The sequence below is a fragment of the Rhodopseudomonas parapalustris genome (genome assembly GCF_053772255.1).
The window spans coordinates 167351-190376 of the sequence record NZ_JAMKBZ010000007.1 but is presented as its reverse complement, the minus strand read 5'-3'; the positions used below and the strand labels follow the sequence as shown (position 1 = coordinate 190376).

Annotated in this window: 24 protein-coding genes; 7 read left to right on the top strand and 17 right to left on the bottom strand. The window is 64.7% G+C overall.

From position 1 onward, the window contains the following. Positions 1 to 163: 163 nt before the first annotated feature. From M9H71_RS09145 to M9H71_RS09100, 10 genes are all read right to left on the bottom strand, one after another. Positions 164 to 2125 (bottom strand): glycosyltransferase family 39 protein, encoded by a 1962-nt coding sequence (locus M9H71_RS09145; protein ID WP_455404728.1) that lies wholly within the window; start codon positions 2123 to 2125, stop codon positions 164 to 166. Positions 2126 to 2181: 56 nt separating this feature from the next. Continuing rightward, positions 2182 to 2784 carry a hypothetical protein gene (locus M9H71_RS09140; protein WP_455404727.1) on the bottom strand — a complete coding sequence of 201 codons (603 nt, stop codon included), beginning with the start codon at positions 2782 to 2784 and terminating at the stop codon, positions 2182 to 2184. A gap of 183 nt (positions 2785 to 2967) precedes the next feature. Further along, entirely contained in the window at positions 2968 to 3384 is a 417-nt protein-coding gene (locus M9H71_RS09135; protein ID WP_455404726.1) for a carboxymuconolactone decarboxylase family protein, read from the bottom strand. Next, positions 3317 to 3751, bottom strand: a complete 435-nt coding sequence (locus tag M9H71_RS09130) for a MerR family transcriptional regulator (protein ID WP_455404725.1) — start codon at positions 3749 to 3751, stop codon at positions 3317 to 3319. The genes M9H71_RS09135 and M9H71_RS09130 overlap by 68 nt, the downstream gene beginning before the upstream one ends. 102 nt (positions 3752 to 3853) lie before the next feature. Continuing rightward, the gene (locus M9H71_RS09125) at positions 3854 to 4549 is read right to left on the bottom strand and encodes an ABC transporter ATP-binding protein (protein WP_455404724.1); all 696 of its coding nucleotides are present in this window, start codon (positions 4547 to 4549) and stop codon (positions 3854 to 3856) included. Next, the gene (locus M9H71_RS09120; protein ID WP_455404723.1) at positions 4549 to 5298 is read right to left on the bottom strand and encodes an ABC transporter ATP-binding protein; all 750 of its coding nucleotides are present in this window, start codon (positions 5296 to 5298) and stop codon (positions 4549 to 4551) included. Before M9H71_RS09120 ends, M9H71_RS09125 begins: the two co-directional genes overlap by 1 nt. Further along, positions 5295 to 6596 carry a branched-chain amino acid ABC transporter permease gene (locus M9H71_RS09115; protein WP_455404722.1) on the bottom strand — a complete coding sequence of 434 codons (1302 nt, stop codon included), beginning with the start codon at positions 6594 to 6596 and terminating at the stop codon, positions 5295 to 5297. Before M9H71_RS09115 ends, M9H71_RS09120 begins: the two co-directional genes overlap by 4 nt. Then, positions 6593 to 7540: a branched-chain amino acid ABC transporter permease gene (locus tag M9H71_RS09110; protein ID WP_455404721.1), complete on the bottom strand. Its 948-nt coding sequence runs from the start codon at positions 7538 to 7540 to the stop codon at positions 6593 to 6595. The genes M9H71_RS09115 and M9H71_RS09110 overlap by 4 nt, the downstream gene beginning before the upstream one ends. Before the next feature lie 129 nt (positions 7541 to 7669). Beyond that, positions 7670 to 8902, bottom strand: a complete 1233-nt coding sequence (locus M9H71_RS09105) for a branched-chain amino acid ABC transporter substrate-binding protein (RefSeq protein WP_455404720.1) — start codon at positions 8900 to 8902, stop codon at positions 7670 to 7672. Between the two features lie 264 nt (positions 8903 to 9166). Then, positions 9167 to 10012: a uroporphyrinogen-III synthase gene (locus M9H71_RS09100; protein ID WP_455404719.1), complete on the bottom strand. Its 846-nt coding sequence runs from the start codon at positions 10010 to 10012 to the stop codon at positions 9167 to 9169. A gap of 133 nt (positions 10013 to 10145) precedes the next feature. Between M9H71_RS09100 and purU the strand changes: the two genes are divergently transcribed. Then, on the top strand, positions 10146 to 11009 hold the full coding sequence (gene purU / locus M9H71_RS09095; protein WP_455404718.1) for a formyltetrahydrofolate deformylase: 864 nt from the start codon (positions 10146 to 10148) through the stop codon (positions 11007 to 11009). Between the two features lie 3 nt (positions 11010 to 11012). Here purU and M9H71_RS09090 read toward each other — a convergent pair whose 3' ends face one another. After that, positions 11013 to 11600, bottom strand: a complete 588-nt coding sequence (locus M9H71_RS09090; RefSeq protein WP_455404717.1) for a DUF2939 domain-containing protein — start codon at positions 11598 to 11600, stop codon at positions 11013 to 11015. A gap of 51 nt (positions 11601 to 11651) precedes the next feature. After that, complete coding sequence (locus tag M9H71_RS09085; RefSeq protein ID WP_455404738.1) at positions 11652 to 11903, bottom strand: hypothetical protein; 252 nt, start codon at positions 11901 to 11903, stop codon at positions 11652 to 11654. Positions 11904 to 12193: 290 nt separating this feature from the next. Here M9H71_RS09085 and M9H71_RS09080 point away from each other — a divergent pair, with 290 nt between their 5' ends. The 6 genes from M9H71_RS09080 to M9H71_RS09055 all read left to right on the top strand — a co-directional run bounded on the left by M9H71_RS09080 (position 12194) and on the right by M9H71_RS09055 (position 18020). Next, positions 12194 to 13372, top strand: a complete 1179-nt coding sequence (locus M9H71_RS09080; RefSeq protein ID WP_455404716.1) for an ABC transporter substrate-binding protein — start codon at positions 12194 to 12196, stop codon at positions 13370 to 13372. A gap of 144 nt (positions 13373 to 13516) precedes the next feature. Then, entirely contained in the window at positions 13517 to 14383 is an 867-nt protein-coding gene (locus M9H71_RS09075) for a branched-chain amino acid ABC transporter permease (RefSeq protein WP_455404715.1), read from the top strand. Next, entirely contained in the window at positions 14383 to 15411 is a 1029-nt protein-coding gene (locus M9H71_RS09070) for a branched-chain amino acid ABC transporter permease (RefSeq protein WP_455404714.1), read from the top strand. The genes M9H71_RS09075 and M9H71_RS09070 overlap by 1 nt, the downstream gene beginning before the upstream one ends. Then, the gene (locus M9H71_RS09065; protein WP_455404713.1) at positions 15408 to 16160 is read left to right on the top strand and encodes an ABC transporter ATP-binding protein; all 753 of its coding nucleotides are present in this window, start codon (positions 15408 to 15410) and stop codon (positions 16158 to 16160) included. Before M9H71_RS09070 ends, M9H71_RS09065 begins: the two co-directional genes overlap by 4 nt. A gap of 8 nt (positions 16161 to 16168) precedes the next feature. Continuing rightward, positions 16169 to 16885, top strand: coding sequence for an ABC transporter ATP-binding protein (locus tag M9H71_RS09060; RefSeq protein WP_455404712.1), 717 nt, complete (start codon positions 16169 to 16171; stop codon positions 16883 to 16885). Positions 16886 to 16901: 16 nt separating this feature from the next. Next, positions 16902 to 18020: a cobalamin-independent methionine synthase II family protein gene (locus M9H71_RS09055; RefSeq protein WP_455404711.1), complete on the top strand. Its 1119-nt coding sequence runs from the start codon at positions 16902 to 16904 to the stop codon at positions 18018 to 18020. Between the two features lie 230 nt (positions 18021 to 18250). On the opposite strand, the gene M9H71_RS09050 is transcribed toward M9H71_RS09055, so the two are convergent. From M9H71_RS09050 to M9H71_RS09030, 5 genes are all read right to left on the bottom strand, one after another. After that, the gene (locus M9H71_RS09050) at positions 18251 to 18955 is read right to left on the bottom strand and encodes an ABC transporter ATP-binding protein (RefSeq protein ID WP_455404710.1); all 705 of its coding nucleotides are present in this window, start codon (positions 18953 to 18955) and stop codon (positions 18251 to 18253) included. Beyond that, entirely contained in the window at positions 18948 to 19730 is a 783-nt protein-coding gene (locus M9H71_RS09045; protein ID WP_455404709.1) for an ABC transporter ATP-binding protein, read from the bottom strand. Before M9H71_RS09045 ends, M9H71_RS09050 begins: the two co-directional genes overlap by 8 nt. Further along, a complete protein-coding gene (locus M9H71_RS09040; RefSeq protein ID WP_455404708.1) occupies positions 19727 to 20671 on the bottom strand; it encodes a branched-chain amino acid ABC transporter permease in 945 nt (314 codons plus the stop codon). Before M9H71_RS09040 ends, M9H71_RS09045 begins: the two co-directional genes overlap by 4 nt. Positions 20672 to 20674: 3 nt before the next feature. Then, positions 20675 to 21547, bottom strand: a complete 873-nt coding sequence (locus tag M9H71_RS09035) for a branched-chain amino acid ABC transporter permease (protein WP_455404707.1) — start codon at positions 21545 to 21547, stop codon at positions 20675 to 20677. A gap of 166 nt (positions 21548 to 21713) precedes the next feature. Further along, on the bottom strand, positions 21714 to 22895 hold the full coding sequence (locus M9H71_RS09030; RefSeq protein ID WP_455404706.1) for an ABC transporter substrate-binding protein: 1182 nt from the start codon (positions 22893 to 22895) through the stop codon (positions 21714 to 21716). Between the last annotated feature and the right edge of the window lie 131 nt (positions 22896 to 23026).

Below are 23026 nucleotides of genomic sequence, written 5' to 3'. Positions count from 1 at the left end.
GACCAGACCAACGATATTCGACTATTTGAGTTTTGGAAGAGAGACTCGACGCAAGCCTGCGGACAAAGCCGGCTATCGTTACCAGCGACGCTGACGAATCGCCGAATGAGCGACGGGATGCCGCAGGGGATGCGATGCTTATCGCGTTGCAGCAATCCGCTCGCTAACGGCGGCGCCAGATCGTTGCGGTCGCATCTCCGATCGGGAGTGCGTAGCTGTTGCCACGAACGCAGCAGGTCTGCTCAGCCATGGCGTCCATGATCCCGACCATGTTGGCATGAACCCAGCCGAACGCAGGGCTTTCGTTGCGGCTGTGAGGCGCATCGATCGTCACGACGACATCGGCGGTCGCATGTTCGATGCGGTCGGCCATCAACGCCCGCGCCGCCTCGCGCGAGGGGACGCCTGCAATGAACGGATCGTCGACGATGGTGTGGCAGCGGCAGTGCTCGCGGATCACCCAGGCGAACAGCTTGCTCATGCCAAATGTGGTGAACATCGCCACTTCGCGCGCGCCGTTCAGCTCGGGCAGATAGGGGCGGATCAGCTCCAAGTCGCTCGGGCCGGATGCATCCTGCAGGGCATAGACCGAAGCGGCCTTCGGCGTCGGCGAAGCAAGATGGAGGACGAGCAGCGCGGCGGCCACCGCGCCGCGCCAAACCGGCGACAGCCAGGCGCGTGCCAGGGTCAGCAGGACGCCGGCTCCCGCACCGGCGCAGATCCACACCGCGAACACCCAGGTCGACATGAAACGGCCCTGGTGCTGCGGATGCACGATCACGCCGACCCAGGCCAGCAGGGCGAACACGAATACTGCCCGTGCGCCGGGCGTCAGCTTCGGGATCGCGATCGCGCCGATCAAGGCCAGGGCGATGGCGATCGGAGCGAGCCACGGCACCTGGTGGAAGCCATCGGCAAACACGGTCCAATAGAATTGGCCTCCCTTGATCAGGCTGTAATTGGGGTCGACGTTGTTGGCCGGGCCGACGAACCACAGAAATTTCGATAGTCGATGCGGCAGCAGAAACGAGATCGCGATCGGCGTCAGGTGCCAATACAGCATTGCCCGTCCAGCGGTGCCGAGCGTGCGGTCGATCGCGCCGCGATGCCGGAGCCAGGTGAGCGACCACCATAGAAACACCAGGGCGTAGGCTGCGGTGGTCAGGTTCTCCGGCGGATACAGCGATACCGAGCGCCCGAACAGGTCCAGGGCCATTGGCCCCTGCGCGTAGATCGCCGCCACCAAGCCGGTCACCAAGGCAGCCAGGATCAAGAGAGGGGAGCCTACGGTCGCTTTGAGCACCGTCCGCGCGTTTGTTGCCGCCCAGACCGTCCGCGCCCCTGTGGCGATCGCTCGCCAATGGCTGGTGACGTAGGCGACCGCCAGCGGTGCGATCAGGAGTCCCCAATAGTTGCCCTTGTGAAAGAACAGCACGGTCAGGATCAGTGCCAGCAGTCGCCAGCGCCCGGGCGAATCCGGCTTGGTCTCGGCGTGCAGATACGCCCACAGTCCCGCCGCCGACAGTCCGGCACCGAGCCCTTCCAGCATGACGTCGGTGCTGATCAGGCGGAAGGTCGGGCTCGCAGCGGTGAAAATTACGGCGACCGTCGCGGCGAACAGGCCGCTCGAGCGGTCGGCGAACAGCCGGCGCGCGATCAGCCAGACGAAGGCGACCGTCATCACCCAGCCGATCAGGCTCGGCACGACGCCGAAGCGATGGTCGATGCCACCGAGCAGCAATACGCCGGCGAGCACCAGTCCGTGGAAGGGCGGCCAGACCTTGGCCTTCTCAAGTTCGCTGAAGAACCATCCAGGCTCGAGGCCGCGGGCTGCCAGCGCCAGATCGAGCCCGAAGCTGTAGTGCGAGTTGCGGTCGTGGTAGAAGCCACGCCATAGCAGGTCGGGCGCTTGATCGTAGTTCGCGTACATTGCCCCGGCGATGCCGATCGCCGCGGCGAGCAGGATCAGGAATGCGGCTATCTCGGGCCAACGGCGAGTCGCGCCGAACGCCGGGCTCGGCACTTCTGCCGGTGTATAGGTCGTTCCGTCGTCCTGCCGCCCAACATAGACCATCGAGATCCCCAGCGATGGCGGCGCCGCTGCAATGTGAGCGACCGCAATCACCTGATATCACGCCCGAGGCGACGGTGATAAGGCAGGGATGTTTCTCGAATTCTCCGTTAGTGTCGGGATAGTGGTGCGCTGGATGAGTGGCCGGTCGGTTCTGTGAACAGCCGCGAGAACACCATCCCGATGAAGATCGAGATCATTGCGGCGCTGAACGCGTTCATCGACAGCAGGCCGGCGTATTCGGCCGGTTGATAGATGTGCGGCGGCGGCTCGTAGCGATTGTGCAGGAACAGATAGGCCGCGACCGGCAGGCCCGCGAGCGGGAGCATCAACAGCCGCTCGCTGGGACGGAACAGGACGCTGGCGAGCATCGCGCAAGGCAGCAAGAACAATTCGACACCGGAGGGCACGCCGAGCAGCCAGGTGCAGAAGATGGTGTTTCCGGTCGCCACCAAGGACAATGTCACGCGTCCGAGCCGCGAATTTGCCCGCGCCAGGGCCGGCACGGCGAGGAACAGCGGAAACGACAACAGCGTCAGCAACAGCCACGGCATTCCGCCGGTGCCGGCCACGAACGCGACGTAGAGCGGATAGAACGGGCCGTTGCCAGCCAGCACGAGCGCCACCAGATTGCCGGCGGCGGCGAGCGGATCGGAATTGTCGGCGTAGGCGCGAAACCAGTCGGTGGCGCGCATCAGGGCAGGTGGCAGCATCAGGCTCACGATCGATCAGCGGGTAAACCGAAATGGTAGCCTGGAAACCGTCCGTCGGCAAAGTGTCGCAGGAGAGCGAGGTACTCCGTCTTCATTGGTCTCTGCGTCAGATCGATTGGCTTCGCCAGCAAGATACAGCGGCTGCTGTCAGCCCCTCACGGGGCAGGACACGAACGAGATTGGTCATGCCGAGTGGTTTGGGCTCGCTGCGGCGCCGGCATCGAACACTTCCTTGGCTGCGAACAAGCCGTTCAGTGCCGCGGGGAAGCCGGCATAGACCGCCATCTGCATGATGATTTCGGTGACCTCTTGGCGGCTGAGCCCGACATTCAGGCCGGCCTGGATGTGAACCTTGAGCTGCGGCGCGGCGTTGCCCATCGCGGTCAGCGCGGCGATGGTCGCGATCTCGCGTGCGCGCAGGTCGAGGCCGGGGCGGCTATAGATGTCGCCGAACGGGAACTCGATCAGATAGCGGGCGAAATCCGGCGCGATCTCGGCCAGCGAGTCGACGACCTTGTGGCCGGCCTCTCCGTCAATCGCCGAGAGCGCGCGAAGGCCGCGCTCGAATCTTTCGTGCTGGTCGGTCGTGAATGGCGTCATCGTCGGTCTCCACCTTGCTGGCGCCGGCCGCATAGCCGGCGATCTTGGTGTCGAGGACGGTCAGGCAGGCCTGAAGTTCGGCGACATGCGCCTGAACCTTGTCACGGTGCTGCTGCAGCAGGATGCGACGCGCGTCTTCGGTTGCGGCTCCGCGTGCGCGCAGTCTGGCGTAAGCCAGCATATCCCGGATCGGCATCCCGGTAGTCTTGAGACGACCGAGAAACGCTATCCAGACCAGGATCGACGCGTCGTAGTCGCGCTGGCCGGATGAATCGCGAGAGGCGCGGGGCAACAGCCCGATCCGCTCGTAATAGCGCAGCGTGTGGGCCGTCAGTCCGGTTCGCCTCGCGAGGTCTCCGATCTTCATGGCCCGCTCTGTCCGTCACGACGCTCTGTTGCTACAGGTTAGAGCGCACTCCAAGTCAAGCGCAAATCGCTAGCGGATGGAGACGGCATCAGGGCCTCGGGCTCACACCTCCAGCCATTCCTTGCGGACGGCGGAGTTGGCCTTCAGATCGTCGGGGCTGCCTTCGAACACGATCTTGCCATGGCCCATCACATAGACCCGGTGCGAGATCCGCATCGCGATCGACAGCTTCTGTTCGACCAGCAGGATGGCGACGCCGCGTCGGGCGATCTCGGCGATCAGGTCGCCCACTTGCTGTACGATAATCGGCGCCAGCCCTTCGGTAGGCTCGTCGATCATCACCAGTTCGGGGTTGCCCATCAGCGTGCGGCAGATCGTCAGCATCTGCTTCTCGCCGCCTGACAGCACGCCGGCCGGGGTGTCGGCGCGTTCCTTGAGGTTGGAGAACATGTCGAGCATGTCGTCCAGCCGCCACTTGCCGGGATCGCGCGGATTCTTGACGCCGAGCATCAGATTCTGCCGGACGGTGAGGCCCGGGAAGATGTCGCGATGCTCGGGCACGTAACCGAGGCCGAGATGCGCGATCTTGTAGCTCGGCAGCCCGGCGATGTTCTTGCCCTTGAACAGGATGCTGCCGTGCGGCGGCACCTCGCCCATGATCGCCTTGACGGTGGTGGAGCGGCCGACGCCGTTGCGGCCGAGCAGGCTGACCACTTCGCCGGCGTCGATATGCATATCGACGCCCTGCAGGATGTGGCTCTTGCCGTAATAGGCGTGGAGATCCTTGATCTCGAGCATCAGGCCGCTTCCTCGCCGAGATAGGCTTCCTTGACCTTCGGATTGCCGCGGATTTCGTCCGGCGTTCCCGAGGCGATGATCTGGCCGTAGACCAGCACCGAGATCCGGTCGGCGAGGCCGAACACCACGCTCATGTCGTGCTCGACGATCAGCAGCGTCCGGCCTTCGGTGAGGCGGCGGATCAGGGTCACGGCACGTTCGGTCTCGGCATTGCTCATGCCGGCGGTCGGCTCGTCGAGCAGGATCACGTCGGCGCCGCCTGCGATGGTGATGCCGATCTCGAGCGCGCGCTGTTCGGCATAGGTGAGCAGACCCGCCGGCACGTCGCGGCGCGAGGTGAGGTGGATGTCCTCGAGGATCTGGGCGGTGCGTTCGCGCACCACCGGAAGATTGTCGACGTTCTTCCAGAACGCGTAGCGGTGTCCGGTCGCCCACAGCACGGCGCAGCGGAGATTTTCCCACACCGTCATGTTGGCGAACACGTTGGTGACCTGGAACGAGCGGGACAGCCCGCGGCGGTTGATCTGGAACGGCTTCATCCCGGCGATCTCTTCACCGCGCAGCAGGATGCTGCCGGTGGTCGGGCGCATATAGCCGCTGATCAGGTTGAAGGTGGTCGACTTGCCTGCGCCGTTGGGGCCGATCAGCGCATGGCGCTCACCCTGCGCGATCGTCAGGTTGATGTTCTGGATGACCTTGGTGACGCCGAAGCTCTTTTCGACGCCGCGGAGTTCGATCGCGGTGCTCATAGGGCGTGAACCTTGGCGCGGGCGGCGGTGAGGGTGGTGTCCCAGGTCTCGCCGACCCGGCTCCAGGCCCGCCGTGCGAGCAGGAAGCCGCCGACGATCAGCACGGCCGCGGTCACCCAAGTTATCGGGCTGGCGGCGTCGAACGGGATGCCGAACGCCTGGATATGCGGATCCTCGTTGGGATTGACCGTGTAGTGCACGATGGTCTCGATCATCAGCATTAAGCCGACGCACAGCGCCAGGGTCGGCAGCGCGGCCATGGCGTAGCTCGGCAGCATCCGGGTCAGCATCCCGGCGCGGACCAGTGGCCGGTGCATCATCAACAGGCCGGTGATGCCGCCGGGCGCGAACAGTACCACGGCGATGAAGAACAGGCCGAAGTAGAGCTGCCAGACCTGGGTCAGGTCGGACAGGCCGAGCGACAGGATGGTGACGAAGATCGCGCCGACGATCGGACCGATGAAGAATCCGATGCCGCCGATATAGGCGGCGAACAGCACGGTGCCGGACTGCACCGCGCCGAGATAGGCCGAGTTGGCGATCTCGAAATTGATCGCCGCCAGCGCGCCGGCGATGCCGGCGAAGAAGCCGGAGAAGCAGAACGCGATGTAGCGAACCACGTGCGGGTCGTAGCCAACGAACTGCACCCGCTCCGGGTTGTCGCGCACCGCGTTGCACATCCGGCCCAGCGGGGTGCGGGTCAGCGCATACATCGCGATGATCGCGATCAGCGTCCAGGCCGCGATCAGGTAATAGATCTGAATCTGCGGTCCGAACGACAGTCCGAACACTTTGAACAGCTTGGTGCGGTTGGCCGAAATGCCGGCCTCACCGCCGAAGAAGCTGCGCAGGATCAGCGCCGAGGAGGCGACCAGTTCGGCGAGGCCGAGCGAGATCATCGCAAACGCGGTGCCGGATCGCTGCGTCATCACCCAGCCGATCAGCGCGGCGAAGAACAGCCCGGCTACGCCGCCGATCAGCGGCACCAGCGGCAGCGGTATCGGCCATTTGTGGAAGCCGAGAATGTTGATGGCGTGGATCGCGAGGAAGCCGCCGAGGCCGTAATACACCGCGTGACCGAACGACAGCATGCCGGTCTGGCCGAGCAGGATGTTGTACGACAGTGCGAAGATAATCGAGATGCCGACCAGGCTGAAGGTCGTCATCGAGCCGCCGGAGGTGAACACCTTCGGCAACAGCAGCAGCACCAGCGCGGTGAGGATCCAGATCCCGTAGAATTTCACGCGGTCGGACAGCGTCGGCCGGGGCGGCGCGACGCTGGAGGCGAGGTCGGTCATGTTTCGCGGGTTCCCAACAGCCCCATCGGCCGGAAGATCAGAATGAGCACGAGCAGCAGATACGGCATGATCGGCGCGATCTGCGCCACCGTGACGTTCCAGATGTCGTTGAGCCAAGTGGTCGCCAAATCGGGGCCGAGAGGGCCGAACAGCGAGGCGGGCGATGCATTGATCGAAACTGCGAAAGTCTGCAGCAGGCCGATCAGCAGCGAGGCGATAAACGCGCCGGGCAGCGAGCCGAGGCCGCCGACCACGACGACGACGAACAGGATCGGGCCGAGCAGCGCCGCCATGTTCGATTGCGTCACCAGCGACGGCCCGGCGATTACGCCGGCGACCGCGGCCAGCGCCGTGCCGACGCCGAACACCAGCATGAAGATGCGTTCGACGTTATGGCCGAGATGGCCGACCATGTGCGGATGGGTCAGCGCCGCCTGCACGATCAGGCCGACACGGGTCTTTTTCAGCGCCAGCAAGAGCGCGATGAAGATCACCACCGAGACCGCCAGCATGAACATCTTGTAGGCGGGGTAGTTGGTCGAGAAGATCGTGAATGCGGGGAAGTCCAGAATGTCGGGCTGGCGGTAGTCGACCGGCACCTTGCCCCAGATGATGCCGACGATCTCTTCGATCGCGAAGGCGAGGCCGAAGGTGAACAGCAGCTCGGCGACGTGGCCGTTCTTGTGGACGCGGCGCAGACCGAAGCGCTCGACCGCGGCGCCGATCGCGCCGGCGAGCAGGGGAGCAATCAGCAGCGCGGGCCAGAATCCGAACCAGTGGCTGATCTGAAAACCGAAGAAAGCGCCGAGCATGTAGAAGCTGGCGTGGGCGAAGTTCAGCACCCCGAGCATGCTGAAGATCACCGTCAGGCCGCTCGCCATCAGGAACAGCAGCATGCCGTACAGGACGCCGTTGAGAGTTGAGATGACGATCAGCTCGAGCATGATGGGATTGGGCTGCCTGACGATATGAGGTCGTCATGGCCGGGCGTGTCCCGGCCATCCACGTTCGTTGGGTATTCACTGGAGACGTGGATGCCCGGCACGAGGCCGGGCATCATGGGTGCGGAGGCTTTACGGCCGGTCCATCTTGCAGGTGGTCGGCACGATGGTCTGCTGGGTGTCGACCTTGGCGACCTGAGTCCAGCCCCAGCCGGTGTTCTCTTCGTCGAACTGGCCCGGCTTGATCTCGCCGAACGAGGAAATGTAGATCGGCTGGAAGAACTGGTGGTCTTCGGCGCGCATGAAGCCCTCACCGCCGTCCAGCACCTCGAACTTCATGCCCTCGAGCGCCTTGCCGACCTTCACCGGGTCGAGCGACTTGGCCTTCTCGGCGGCTGCAGCGAACATCCGCATTTCGTTGACGGCGCGCGGATACCAAAGGCTCAGGCCGACCTTGGCCCGGAACGCCTTCTCGTAATCCTGGGACGCCTTGTGGTCGACGTTGGCGAAGCCTTCGGTGATCTGGAACACCTTGTGGTCGAGGCCGGCCTGCTTGATCGCGGTCGGGCCGCCGGCGCCGCCGGCATAATAGGTGTACCAGTTGACCTTGAGGCCGGCGTCGGCGGCAGCCTTCAGCAGCAGCGCGATGTCCTGACCCCAGTTGCCGGTCACCACCGAGTCGGCGCCGGACGCCTTGATCTTGGCGATATAGGGCGCGAAGTCGGTGATTTTCAGCAGCGGATGCAGCTCGTCGCCGACGATCTGAATGTCCGGGCGCTTCTTCGCCAGCATCGCCCGCGCGGTCGAACGCACCGACTGACCGAAAGAGTAGTCCTGATTGATCAGGTACACTTTCTTGATCGCAGGCGTGTCCTTCATATAGTTGGTCAGCGCCTCCATCTTGATGTCGGAGTTCGCGTCCCAGCGGAAGTGCCAGAAGCTGCACTTGTCGTTGGTGAGCACCGGATCGACCGCGGCATAGTTGAAGTAGAGCACTTCCTTGCCGGGATTGCGCTCGTTGTATTTGGTGAGGAAGTCCGACAGCGCGCCCGCGACCGAGGAACCGTTGCCCTGGGTGACGTAGCGCACGCCGGCGTCGATCGCCTTCTGCGCCTGAATCAGGCTTTCCTGCGGATTGGTCTTGTTGTCGAGCGGGACGATCTCGACCTTCTTGCCGAGGATGCCGCCCTTGGCGTTGAGCTCGTCGGCCAGATACTGGAACGTCTTCAGGCCGCCTTCGCCGACGCTGGCACCACCACCGGACAAAGGATCGATGTAGCCGAGCTTGACGGTCTCTTGCGCGACCGCCACTGAGCCGAGCATCGGCAGTGCGATGGCAACGGCCGCGAGCAGAGTTTTCCGCATATATCAGTCCTCCCTGAAACTTTGTTCGTTTGATCGTTGGCTTGGTGTTAGCGCAGATCAGTCATGCGTTTCAACCGCCGTCTGATGGTAAGTGGAAATAAGTAGAATGTTGTGAGTGACAAAAAGCGGAGCGACGTGTGATCGGTAGCTCGTTGCCGAGGATCACGCCGTGCCGTCCAAAAGATGGACAAAGCTCTTTCCTCAAATTCCGCTTAATGGAAATGCCTAATGTCGAGGCGCTGCGGTCCGGCAACGGGACGCACATCATCGAGCCTCGGCACCATCCTTGCGGCGACTGCCGAGCGCGACGATCATCGCGCTGATCAGCGGCTTCATGAAGAACGCCTCGTTGGCGGGGGTGATGGCGGGCGTGAAGCCGCGTGCAGCGAGTTCCTCGCTCACCACCGGCCCCACAGAGGCGATCGGCGTGAGGCGCAGCGCTTCGCGCAAGCGCTCCTCGCAATGGTGCGCCTTGGCGACATCGAACAATCTGCGCACCTGCCCGGAACTCGTCAGCGCCAGCGCATCGACGCGGCCCTGCGCCATTTCGTCGATCGCTGTCACCACCGTATCCTCGGCGGCACGGGCGTCGTAGGCATAAGGCAGCACCGCATCGACTGTCGCGCCTTGGTCCGCAATCGCGTCGAGCAGTCCGGCGTGATCGCGTTCGGGATAGAGCTGCACGCCGACGCGACGGCCGGCGAGCTCATAACGTTTCAGCGTTGCGGCGACGCCTTCCGAAGTCGGCGCGTCGGCGGTCACCTGCGGTTCGAGGCCGATCTCGCGCAAGGCCCGGCCGGGCTTCGGCCCTCGGATGAAAGTCCGCGTTCGGCCGACAGCGCTTATGAAGGCCTGTTCCCGGCCGGTGGCGCGAGCGAGCTTTGTCAGCCGCCGCAGCCCCTCGCCGGTGAGCAGCACCAGGTCGTCGAACGGCTCGGAGGTGAGCCGGTCGATCCAGGCCGAGACCGGCGCCGGGTCCGGCGCGTCGCAGATCTGGAACATCGGGCATTGCAGGACATCGGCGCCCTGGTCGGCCAGCAGCCGGGCGAATTGGGCCTCTTCGCGGGTCTCCAGGATCAGAATACGGGTGCCTTGGAGCCGTCCGGCCATTGAATTGCTCGTCCTTCGCCCTTTGTCGAAGCATCTTGCGCCGGCCAGCGGGATTGGCGCAAGCGATGCGGCGGTGCTACAGCAGGGCACCGCAACGAGTTCCAGCGCCCACGGCGCTGCTACCAAGATCGCCATGCCCCATCATCAATACGTTCTGACCCTGTCCTGTCCGGATCGCGCCGGCATCGTTTCCGCCGTGAGCACGTTCCTGTTCGATAACGGGCAGAACATCCTGGACGCGCAGCAATACAACGATACCGAGAGCGGCCACTTCTTCATGCGGGTGGTGTTCAACGCCGCCGAGAAGGTGATTCCGCTGGCGGCGCTCCGGACCGGTTTCGGCGTGATCGCGGCGAAGTTCACGATGGGCTGGCACATGCGAGACCGCGAAACCCGGCGCAAGGTGATGCTGCTGGTGTCGCAGTCCGACCATTGCCTGGCGGACATTCTGTATCGCTGGCGGGTCGGAGACCTGCACATGATCCCGACCGCGATCGTCTCAAACCACCCGCGCGAGACCTTCAGCGGCTTCGATTTCGGCGAGATCCCATTCTACCATTTCCCGGTGAACAAGGACACACGGCGGCAGCAGGAGGCGGCGATCACGGCGCTGATCGCGCAGACCCACACCGATCTGGTGGTGCTGGCGCGCTACATGCAGATCCTGTCGGACGAGATGTCGGCGCGGCTGGCCGGCCGCTGCATCAACATTCACCACTCGTTCCTGCCGGGCTTCAAGGGTGCGAAGCCGTACCACCAGGCGTTCGATCGCGGCGTCAAGTTGATCGGCGCCACCGCCCATTACGTCACCAGCGCGCTCGACGAAGGGCCGATCATCGATCAGGACGTCGAACGCATCAGCCACCGCGACACTCCGGCGGATCTGGTGCGCAAGGGCCGCGACATCGAGCGGCGGGTGCTGTCCCGGGCGCTGCATTATCACCTCGATGACCGGGTGATCCTCAACGGCCGCAAGACGGTGGTGTTCACCGACTGAGGCCTATTTCACCGGCAGCGTGGCCGCGAGCTCGCGGGCGACGCGGTTCGGCAGCACCAGTCCGGCGAGCTTCCAGCCCGAGCCGGCGAAGTGCAGCCTGATTTCGCTGTAGGCTTCGGCCTCGCTGGTGTCGCTGATCCGGACCGCGAATTCGACCGGCTCGACGAAGCGGAACCGGTCGAGCGTCGCCAGCACGTTCTTCGTATCGATGGCGCCGAGCTGCGGCAGGCCGATGATCGGCGGCAGATCCTGGACGCCCTGGAGCTTGCCGGTCTTGAGCAGCTTCGTCAGGTTATCGGGCGTCAGCATCTTGGCGATCATCGCATTGGCGAGACCGAGGCCGGCGGCGCGCACCAGCATGCGTTCCGTGGCGCGCACCTCACGGGTCTGTCCGATCCGGTCGAGATAGGCCGCGACGATCTGGTCGGCCAAGGACTGCGTCAGCGATTTGACGTCGGTGCGGGCGATCACCGCGGCGCCATCGCCGCGCCGCACCGCATCGGCGAGGCCGCCGAGCGACACGAACGCAGAGCCGAGATAGATTCCGAGCAGAATGACGAGCGCGGCGAGGCCGCCGAAGAACCAGCGCATGGTGTCCAGACTCCGAGAGGCGGGAGGAGAGGACGACCGCTGGCGTTCGTCCTACCGGGCGGTCGCGCTTGGCGCCGGGTGACCGGATTCAGCGGCCTTGGCCGCTTCGAGCTTTTCCCGCTCGGCCGCCGGCATTTTCCGGAGCCGTTCCTGCTCCTGCATATAGGCTTCGTACTTGGCGGTACCAGGGCGTGGTGGCGCGTCCGGCGGCAGCCCGCCCGCCCACTGCGGCACATAATCTGCCATGCCTACGGTCAGCGCGCTGTTGATGCTGCCGCAGCCCGTCAGCCCGCACAGCATCATCACGGCGCACGCGGCCCGCAGTCCACCAACCCACCCAAATTTTATCGACACATCGGCCTCGTTCGTCGCCGGCCGTAAGGAGCCGGCGCTGCTGTTTACCGCGTCCCCGCGATCGCACCAAACCGCCGCCTGCTATCTGTTGGCGGCATACCTGTTATTGCGCCATCATTTCAGTTTCCGTGGCAATGATAAGGCGTGAGGGGACAGCGCTGCGCGATGTCGGTTATGGTGGACGGATAAAGCCTCGAAAAAGAGGCGAGAAACAAAACTCAGAGGAAAAGGAAGCATCCATGCGGATAGGCAGACGAACGCTGTTGCAGGCCGCCTGCATCGCTCTGGCAGGCGCCGCGCCGATCGCGGTGGCGCATGCCGAGGACACCGTGAAGATCGGCCTGATCGTGCCGATGACCAGCGGCCAGGCCTCGACCGGCAAACAGATCGACAACGCCGTCAAGCTGTACATGAAGCAGCACGGCGACACCGTCGCCGGCAAGAAGATCGAAGTGATCCTGAAGGACGACGCCGCGGTGCCGGACAACACCAAGCGGCTCGCGCAGGAATTGATCGTCAACGACAAGGTCAACATCATCGCCGGATTCGGCATCACCCCGGCCGCGCTGGCGGCGGCGCCGCTGGCGACCCAGGCCAAGGTGCCCGAAGTGGTGATGGCGGCCGGCACCTCGATCATCACCGAGCGCTCGCCTTACATCGTCCGCACCTCTTTCACGCTGCCGCAATCCTCGACCGTGATCGGCGACTGGGCGGCGAAGAACGGCATCAAGAAGGTGGTGACGCTGACCTCCGACTACGCGCCCGGCAACGACGCGCTGAAGGCGTTCAAGGAGCACTTCACCGCCGGCGGCGGCCAGATTGTCGAAGAGGTCAAGGTGCCGCTGGCGAATCCGGACTTCGCCCCGTTCCTGCAGCGCGCCAAGGACGCCAAGCCGGACGCGATGTTCGTGTTCGTGCCGGCCGGGCAGGGCGGCAACTTCATGAAGCAGTTCGCCGAGCGCGGCCTCGACAAGTCGGGCATCAAGGTGATCGGCCCCGGCGACGTGATGGATGACGACCTGCTCAATAGCATGGGCGATGCCGCGATCGGCGTCGTCACCGCGCACATCTATTCGGCGGCGCATCCGTCGGAGAAGAACAAAGCGTTCGTCGAAGCCTACAAGAAAGACTACGGCCAGCGGCCGGGCTTCATGGCGGTCGGCGGCTACGACGGCATTCGCCTGATCTACGAAGCGCTGAAGAAGACCGGCGGCAAGGCCGATGGCGATTCATTGATCGCGGCGATGAAGGGCATGGCCTGGGAAAGCCCGCGCGGGCCGATCTCGATCGACCCGGAAACCCGCGACATCGTCCAGAACGTCTATATCCGCAAGGTCGAGAAGGTCGACGGCGAGCTCTACAACGTCGAGTTCGACAAGGTCGACGCGGTCAAGGACCCGGGCAAGACGAAGAAGTAAGCGACTGCGCGCTCCGATTTGGCTTTCGTCATTTCGGGGCGCGCGTAGCGCGAGCCCGGAATCTCGCTCAATAACCTCTGGATTCCGGGTTCGCTCGCTGGCGCGAGCGCCCCGGAATGACGACAGCGAAGTGATTGCGAGCCCATGACCCTGCTCACCATCCTTTTCGACGGTGTCGCCTATGGCATGCTGCTGTTCGTGCTCGCGTGCGGGCTGGCGGTGACGCTCGGGCTGATGAACTTCGTCAACCTCGCCCATGGCGCGTTCGCGATGGCCGGCGGCTATGTCTGCGCCGTGCTGGTCAACCAGGCCGGCTGGCCGTTTCTCGCGGCGCTGCCGCTCGCCTTCCTCGCCAGCGCCGCGATCGGTGCGGTGCTGGAGCGGCTGCTGTATCGGCATCTGTATGCGCGCTCCCACCTCGATCAGGTGCTGTTCAGCGTCGGGCTGGTGTTCATGTCGGTCGCCGCCGTCGACTACATCATGGGTTCGTCGCGCGTCTTCATGCAGTTGCCGGAGGCGCTGCAAGGGCAGATTGATCTGTTCGGCGTCGGCATCGGTCGCTACCGGCTGATGATCATCGTGATTTGTGGCCTGCTGACGATCGGGCTGCAATTGACTCTGGCCAAGACCCGGTTCGGCAGCCGGCTGCGCGCCGCAGTCGACAATCCGCGCGTCGCGAGCGGTCTCGGCATCAACGTGCCGCAGGTGTTCGCGTTGACCTTCGCGTTCGGCTGCGGGCTGGCGGGCTTCGGCGGCGCGCTGAGCGCCGAGATCCTCGGACTCGATCCGTATTTCCCGCTGAAGTTCATGATCTACTTCCTGATCGTCGTCACCGTCGGCGGCTCGTCGTCGATCACCGGGCCGTTCCTCGCCTCGCTGCTGCTCGGCATCGGCGATGTCGCCGGCAAATACTATCTGCCCAAGCTCGGGCCTTTCGTGATCTACACCATCATGATCGTGATCCTGATCTGGCGTCCCAACGGCCTGTTCGGCCGCGCCGCGGCACGCTGATGACCATGTCGCCCCCTCCCGAAATCGTCGGCTTCCATGCCCGCCGCAGCGCGCGCTGGCACTGGGCCGAATTCGCGTTCTGGGCCGTGCTGATCGGCTGCGGCCTGCTGTTTCCGTCGCGCTATCTGATCATGACCGAGATCGTGCGGCTCGGCCTGTTCGCGCTGTCGCTGGATCTGATCCTCGGCTATGCCGGCATCGTCTCGCTCGGCCATGCCGCATTCTTCGGCGTCGGCGCCTATGGCGCCGGTCTCCTGGCGCTGCACGGCATCGTCGGCGAGCCGGTGCTGGCGCTGCTGGTCGCCGGCCTCGCCGCCGCGGTGCTCGGCTTTGCCACCAGCTTCCTCGTCATCCGCGGCGTCGATCTCACCCGGTTGATGGTGACGCTCGGCATCGCGCTGCTGCTTGAGGCGTTGGCCGAACGGTTCTCCGACATCACCGGCGGCACCGACGGCCTACAGGGCATCGTAATGCAGCCGCTGCTCGGCATGTTCGAGTTCGACCTCTTCGGCAAGGTCGGGTTCTGGTACACCCTCGCGGTGCTGTTCGTGCTGTTCCTGCTGGCGCGGCGGGTGGTGCACTCGCCGTTCGGCCTGAGCTTGCGCGCGATCCGCAACAATCCGCTGCGTGCCTCGGCGGTGGGCATCCCGGTCAACGCCCGACTGGTCGCGATCTACACCTTCGCGGCGTTCTATGCCGGCATCGCCGGCGCGCTGTTCACCCAGACCACCCAGCTCGCCTCGCTCGACGTATTTTCGTTCGAGCGTTCGGCCGATCTGATCCTGGTGCTGGTGCTCGGCGGCACCGGCTATCTGTACGGCGGACTGATCGGCGCTGTGGTGTTCAAGCTGCTGCAGGAGACGTTCTCGATCCTGACGCCGCAATATTGGCTGTTCTGGATCGGGCTGGTGCTTGTGGTGATCGTGATGATCGGCCGCGAGCGGCTGCATCGCTGGGTACTGTTCCTGCCGCGCAGCATCGCGCGTGCGGTGCGGGGCAGCACGCCCTCGGCGGGAGGCGCGGAATGACTCTGGCGCTACAAACGATTGGCCTCGAAAAGCACTTCGGCGGTCTCGCCGTCACGCGCGATCTGTCGCTCAATGTCGAAGCCGGGGCACGCCATGCCCTGATCGGCCCTAACGGCGCCGGCAAGACCACGGTGATCAATCAGCTCACCGGGGTGCTCAAGCCGAACGGCGGCCGCATCCTGCTCGAAGGCCACGACATCACCCACATGCCGGTGCACAAAAGGGTGCTGCGCGGGCTGTCGCGCACCTTCCAGATCAACCAGCTCTATGCCGATCTGACGCCGCTCGAGACGATTGGTCTCGCGGTGTCGGAGCGCTCCGGTCACGGCAGCGACTGGTGGCGGCGGATGGGCACCCGCGCCGATATCAACGGCGAGATCGCCGAGAATCTCGAGCGCTTCAAGCTGCTCGACGTGATGAACGAGCCGACAGGCACGCTCCCCTATGGCAAGCAGCGCCTGCTGGAAATCGCGGTGGCGATCGCCACCAAGCCGCGGGTGCTGCTGCTGGACGAGCCTGCCGCCGGCGTGCCGGAGAGCGAGCGCCATGACATTCTCGCCGCGGTCGCCGGCCTGCCGCGCGAGGTGACGGTGCTGCTGATCGAACACGACATGGACCTGGTGTTTTCGTTCGCCGACCGGATCTCGGTGCTGGTTTCGGGCGCGCTGCTGACCGAAGGCACGCCCGAGGAGGTCGCGCGCGATCCGCAAGTGAAGGCGGTGTATCTCGGCGAGGATGCCCATGTTTGAGCGTGTCAATGTCTGATCTTCTGACCATCGACAAGCTCCGCGCCGGCTACGGCGAAGCGGTGGTGCTGCCGTCGATGTCGCTGCGCCTCGCCGAGGGCGAAGTGCTGGCGCTGCTCGGCCGCAATGGTACCGGCAAGACGACGCTGATCAATTCGATCGTTGGCGTCACCCGCCGCTTCTCTGGCACCATCGCGGTCGGCGGCATCGACGTTACCGCGCTGCGCCCCGATCAGCGGGCGCGTGCCGGGATCGGCTGGGTGCCGCAGGAGCGCAACATCTTCAAGTCGCTGACCGTCGAAGAGAATCTCACTGCCGTGGCGCAGCCAGGGCCGTGGACGGTGGCGCGGGTTTACGAGATGTTTTCGCGGCTGGAGGAGCGCCGCAGCAATTTCGGCAACCAGCTTTCCGGCGGCGAACAGCAGATGTTGGCGATCGGCCGTGCGCTGACGCTCAATCCCAAGGTGCTGCTGCTCGACGAGCCGACCGAGGGGCTGGCGCCGATCATCGTTGACGAATTGCTAACCGCGCTCGGGACCATCACCCGATCCGGCGGCATTTGCTCGATCATCGTCGAGCAGAACGCGCGAAAAATCCTCCAGCTCGCCGATCGGGTTGTGATATTGGAGCGCGGCTCGATCGTGCATGATGCGGCGAGCGCAGCGCTAAAGGACGATGCTGCGACGCTGGAGCGCTATCTGGGTGTTTCCGGCGGAGCCAAGAGCTGACCTTGGGGAGTAAATGATGCAGAGAACAAAGCCACCGTTCCGCGCCGACGAGGTCGGCAGCCTGCTGCGACCGCAGAAGATCAAGGAAGCCCGCGCCAAGCTGGAGAAGGGCGAGATCACCGCCGCCAATCTGCGCGAGATCGAAGACATCGAGATCGAGAAGGTCGTCCACAAGCAGTCGGCGATCGGGCTGAAGCTCGCGACCGACGGCGAGTTCCGCCGCTCCTGGTGGCACTTCGACTTCCTCAGCCATCTGACCGGCGCCGAGCTGTATCATCCCGAAACTGGCATTCAGTTCGCCGGCGTCCAGACCCGTAACGACTCGATCCGCGTCGTCGGCAAGCTCGACTTCCCCGACGATCATCCGATGCTCGACCACTTCCGCTTCTTGAAGAAGCACGCCGAGATCGCGCATGTGACGCCGAAGATGACGATTCCGTCGCCGGCGGTGCTGCACTTCCGCGGTGGCCGCAAGGCGATCTCCAGCGAGGTCTATCCGGATCTCGACGGTTTCTTCGAGGATCTGGCCAAGACCTATCGCAAGGCGGTGAAGGCGTTCTACGACGCCGGCTGCCGCTATCTGCAGTTCGACGATACGGTGTGGGCCTATCTGTGTTCGCAGGACGAATTGCAGAAGGCGCGCGCCCGCGGTGACGATCCGGACAATCTGCAGCAGATCTATGCGCGTGTGATCAACTACGCGATCGCCGACCGTCCGTCCGACATGGTGATCACCACCCACGTCTGCCGCGGCAATTTCCGCTCGACCTGGATCTCGTCGGGCGGCTACGAGCCGGTGGCCGAGACGCTGCTCGCCGGCATCAATTACGACGGCTACTTCCTGGAATACGATTCCGAGCGCGCCGGCGGCTTCGAGCCGCTACGCTTCCTGCCCAAGGGCAACAAGGTCGTGGTGGTCGGCGTCATCACCTCGAAGTTCGGCGAGCTGGAGAGCAAGGACGCGATCAAGCGCCGGCTCGAAGAGGCGTCGAAATTCGCCCCACTGGAACAGCTCGCGTTGTCGCCGCAGTGCGGCTTCGCCTCGACCGAAGAGGGCAATATCCTGTCCGAGCAGGAGCAGTGGGACAAGCTGCGCCTCGCGGTGGAAGTCGCTTGGGACGTCTGGGGGAAGTAGCGGCCGTTCCGACCTTGGACCTGCGTGATGGCCGGGCTCGTCCCGGCCATTGCGTTTCGAACGAGCCCCGTCATTCCGGGGCGCTCGCGAAGCGAGCGGACCCGGAATCTGGAGATATTGAAGCGACGCCGGGTGCACCACAACCGCGGGATTCCGGGGTTCGCGAGCTAGTGCTCGCGCCCCGGAATGACGGTGTGGGGTGGAATGAGGGCGTCCCTGATCGATCGCCTTCAATCGATCCCCAGATACGCAGCCTTCACCTTCGGATCGGTGAGCAGTTCTGCGGCCGGCCCTGTGTGCACGATGCGGCCGGTTTCGATCACGTAGCCGCGGTCGGCGATTTCGAGCGCGGCGGCGGCGTTCTGTTCGACCAGCAGGATGGTGATGCCGCTTCTGCGCATCGCCGTCACGGCGTCGAGGATCTGGTCGACCAGGATCGGCGACAGCCCGAGCGAGGGCTCGTCCAGCAATAGCAGTTTGGGTTTGCCCATCAGCGCCCGGCCGATCGCCAGCATCTGCTGCTGGCCTCCGGACAGGCCGCTGGCCTGCTGGTCGCGCTTGTCCTTCAGGATCGGAAACATCGCATAGACGCGCTCGCGGTCGGTCTCGATGCCGTCGTCCTTGCGCAAGTAAGCACCGAGCCGGAGATTGTCGGCGACACTGAGCGGCCCGAAAATCTGCCGGCCCTCGGGCGATTGCGTGATGCCGAGAGCCACGCGCTTGTGCGGCGGCAGCTTGTCGATGCGCTGGCCGAGAAAACGGATTTCGCCGCCGGACACCGGCTGCACGCCGGACAGCGCTCGCAGCAGCGTGGTCTTGCCGGCGCCGTTGGAGCCGATCAGCGCCACGACTTCGCCGGCACGCACCTCGAGGCCGATGCCCTTGAGCACGTCGATCCGGCCATAACCGCTGTGCAGGTTCTTCACCTCAAGCACGCGCCGCCTCCCGCGCGCCGTGGCGGCCGAGATAGGCTTCCGCCACCAGCGGATTATGTCGCACCTCGTCGGGCGTGCCTTCGACCAGCATCCGGCCCTGATTGAGTACCAGGATGCAATGCGAGATCTTCATCACCAGCTTCATGTCGTGTTCAACCAGCACCACCGCGATGCCTTGGTCGGCGACGCGGCAGATCAGGCGGTCGATTTCCTCGGTCTCGACCGAATTGCACCCGGCCGCCGGTTCGTCGAGCAGCAGCACCCGCGGCTCGGCGGCGAGCGCGCGGGCGATCTCAAGCCGCTTGCTGGCGCCGTATGACAGGGAGCCGGCCGCGACGTCGGCATCGTCGCGCAGGCCGACCTGATCGAGCAGCGTGAGCGCAGCGGCGCGGGTGGCGCGGTTTTGCCGGGTCACCGAGGGCAGCCGCAGCAGATCGGCGAACAGGCTGCAGCGCTCCTGCAGATGCCGGCCGACCATCACGTTCTCGGCGGCGGTCATGCGGTGGAAGATCTGCAAATTCTGGAAGGTGCGCGACAGTCCGCGCGCGGCGAGTTCGTCCGGCGGCAGGCCGGTGACGTCACGGCCGTCCAGCTCGATGCGGCCGTGATCTGCGGCGTACATGCCGGAGACGACGTTGAACAGTGTGGTCTTGCCGGCGCCGTTGGGGCCGATGATCGACAGGATTTCGCCGGGCGCGACCGAGAAGCCGACGCCATCGATCGCCTTGACCCCGCCGAACGCGATGCCGACATCGCTGACCTTCAGAAGCGTCATCGCCGCGTCCTCATGGTCAGCTTCGCCAGCATCGGCACCATGCCGTCACGCATGAAGATCATCGACACGATGATGATCAGACCGAGCAGGAAGTGCTCGTAGTCCTGAAACACGGTGAGCAGTTGCGGCAGCACCACCAGCACCGCGGCACCGACGATGCTGCCGACGATCGAGCCGAGCCCGCCGAGCACCACCATCGTCACCAGCTCGACCGAATGCAGGAAGCCGGCCTGATCCGGATTGACGAAGCCATTCATCATCGCCAGCGCCGAGCCGGCAATCGAGGCGTACACCGCCGCAATGACGAAGGCCTGTAGCTTGAAGCGCTCGACATGCACGCCTGCGGTGCGCGCGGCGATCTCGCTGTCGTGCAGGGCGCGAAAGGCGCGCCCGGTGGGGGTGTCGTCGAGGTTGAGTGCGAACCAGGTGCCGATCAGCAGCAGCCCGGCCGTGATCCAGTACCAGGTGGTCGAGCCGGAGACGCGCCAGCCGAACAGGCTGAGATTCGGCACCGGCATGCCGTCAGGACCGCCGGTCCAGCCGCTCTCGGTGGTGATGACCATCGCCACCAGCACGCCGAGCCCGAGCGTGGCGATGGCGAGATAATGCCCCTTCAGCCGCAGGATCGGCCGGCCGACCAGAAAGGCGAGCAGGGCGGAGAGCAGGGCGCCGACCAGCACTGCGAGCAGCGCGTTGAGGCCTAAATGCGCCGGCCCGATCGCCACCGCGTAAGCGCCGATGCCGAAGAATCCGGCATGGCCGAGGCTGACCTGGCCGGCCTTGCCCATCAGAATGTTGAGGCCGATTGCCGCCAGCGCCGACACCCAGACCAGCGCGGCGACGCGGAAGTAATAGCTCGACGGAAACAGCAGCGGCAGCACCGCCATCACAAAAGCGAGCACGATGAGAATGGCGGACCGGCGGCCGAGCAGGTTCAGCATCACTCAGACCCGCTCGACTTTACGGCGGCCGACCAGTCCCTGCGGCGCGACGAACAGCACCGCGAGGATGACGATGAAGGCGATGGCGTCCTTGTAGGTCGACGATACGTAGCCGGCACCGAAGGATTCGAGCAGTCCGAGCAGCAATCCGCCGATCACCGCGCCGAGCGGGTTGCCCATGCCGCCGAGCATCGCGGCCGCAAAGCCCTTCAGCGCCAGCAGCGTGCCGACGTCGTAGCTGGTCAGCGTGATCGGGGTGATCAGGATGCCGGCGATGGCGCCGATCGCCGCCGAGCCGCCGAACGCAAGCGCCATCACAGTGGCGACGTTGACGCCGACCAGCCGCGCTGCGAGCCGGTTGGCGGCGGTCGCGATCACCGCCTTGCCGATCAGCGTCCGCTCCATCACATAGTACAGAGTCAGCACCACCAGCGCCGCGCCGCCGAGCACCCACAGACTCTGCGGCTGGATCACTGCACCGAGCAGGTGGATCGGCGCGTCGCCGGAGAATGCCGGCAGCTTATGGAACTGCTTGTCGAACACGATCTGCGCCGCGCCGCGCAGCAGGATCGAGGCGCCGATGGTGATGATGATCAGCGACACCGCCGAAGCGCCGCGCGCCGGCGCGATCGCCAGCCAATACAGCAACAGCCCGACGACAATCGCGACGATCACCGCCAGCAACGCCGCCAGCGGCAGCGGCACGCCGGCCGCATAGGCGAACACCGTGACCATGCCGCCGAGCATGACGAATTCGCCCTGGGCGAAATTGACGACGTCGGCAGCGTGATAGACCAGCGTGAAGCCGAGCGCGACCAGCGCATACACCGCACCGACGGTCAGTCCCGAGATCAGGAATTGCAGAAGTTCGGACATGGCGCCGGAGTGACTTTCGGGTCGATTGAACGCGTGGCAGATCGCCAAGGACACTCGTCATTCCGGGGCGCGCGTGAAACGCGCGAACCCGGAATCTAGAAGTTGTCAGGTCGAGATTCCGGGTTCGCGGGCTGGTGCTCGCTCCCCGGAACGACTCCCGACTTGCTCAGCTTCCCGGCGTGACCAGCGTCCAATCGCCGTTCTTGACTTCGAGCATCCGGAACGCCGACAGGTCGAGGCCGAGGTGGTCAGTCGGCGACATGGTGACGATGCCGCCGGTGCCGACGAAGCCCTTGGTCTTCTCGATCTCGTCGCGGACCTTCTTCGGATCGGTCGACTTCGCGCGCTTCATCGCATCGACCAGGATGTAGAGGCCGTCGTAGGCGTGGCCGCCGAAGGTCGAGACCGGCTGCTTGGTGGCGTCTTCGTAGGTCTTCTTGTAGTCGGTCACGACCTTCTTTTGCGGATCGTTGTCCGGCAGTTTGTCGGCGACCAGCAGCGCCGCGGCCGGCAGGCGGACGCCTTCGGCAGCCGGGCCGGCGAGCTCGATGAAGCTTTTCGAGGCGACGCCGTGGCTCTGATACAGCGGCGTCGACGACATGCCGAGCTGCGCATAGTTGCGGGTGACGATCGCTGGGCCCTGACCGAAACCGGGATTGACCACCGCCTCGACGCCGGCGGTATTCTTGATCTTGGTGAGCTGCGCCGTCATGTCGCTGTCGCGCGGGCCGTAGGTTTCTTCGGCCGCGATGCTGACGCCGTAGTTCGGCGCGACCTTGAGGCACTGCGCGCGCATCGACGAGCCGAAGCCGTCGGTGCCCGAGATCATCGCCACCTTGGTGAATTTGCGCGCCTTGATGTTCTCGATGATCTTCTCGCACGCCATCTTGTCGGTGTGCGGGGTCTTGAACACGTATTTGCGCACTGGATCGATGATCTCGACAGCACCGGCAAACGAGATGAACGGGATCTGCGCTTCTTCGAACACCGGGATCATCGCCATTGTGGTGCCGGTGGTCGAGCCGCCGATCATCGCCACCACCTTGTCGTCCTCGACCAGCCGGGTGGCGAAGGTGCGCGCCTTGTTGGCGTCGCCGCCGTCGTCATAGACCACGAGTTCGATCTTCTGGCCGTCGACGCCGCCCGCCGCGTTGATCTTGTCGACATACATCTTCAGCGTCTTGTCCTCGGGATCGCCGAGAAACGACGCCGGGCCGGTAATCGACAGCACCGAGCCGAGCTTGATGGTCGAAGCCGCCAAAGCGGCGTGCATCAGCGAGAAGCTGGACAGCGCCAGAGCCGTCGCGCCAACGGCGACGCTGCGCAGGACATGCGTGTAGTGAGCCATGAATCCGTTTCCTCCGTTGCAGGCTCGCGCTTCTTCCGAGCGTCTTAGCCTGATCCAATCCTGGTGCTTTATACGACGCCGACCGCGCCGATCGCACCTTATGCTTTCTGCTGATCGTAAAGCTTAACCGA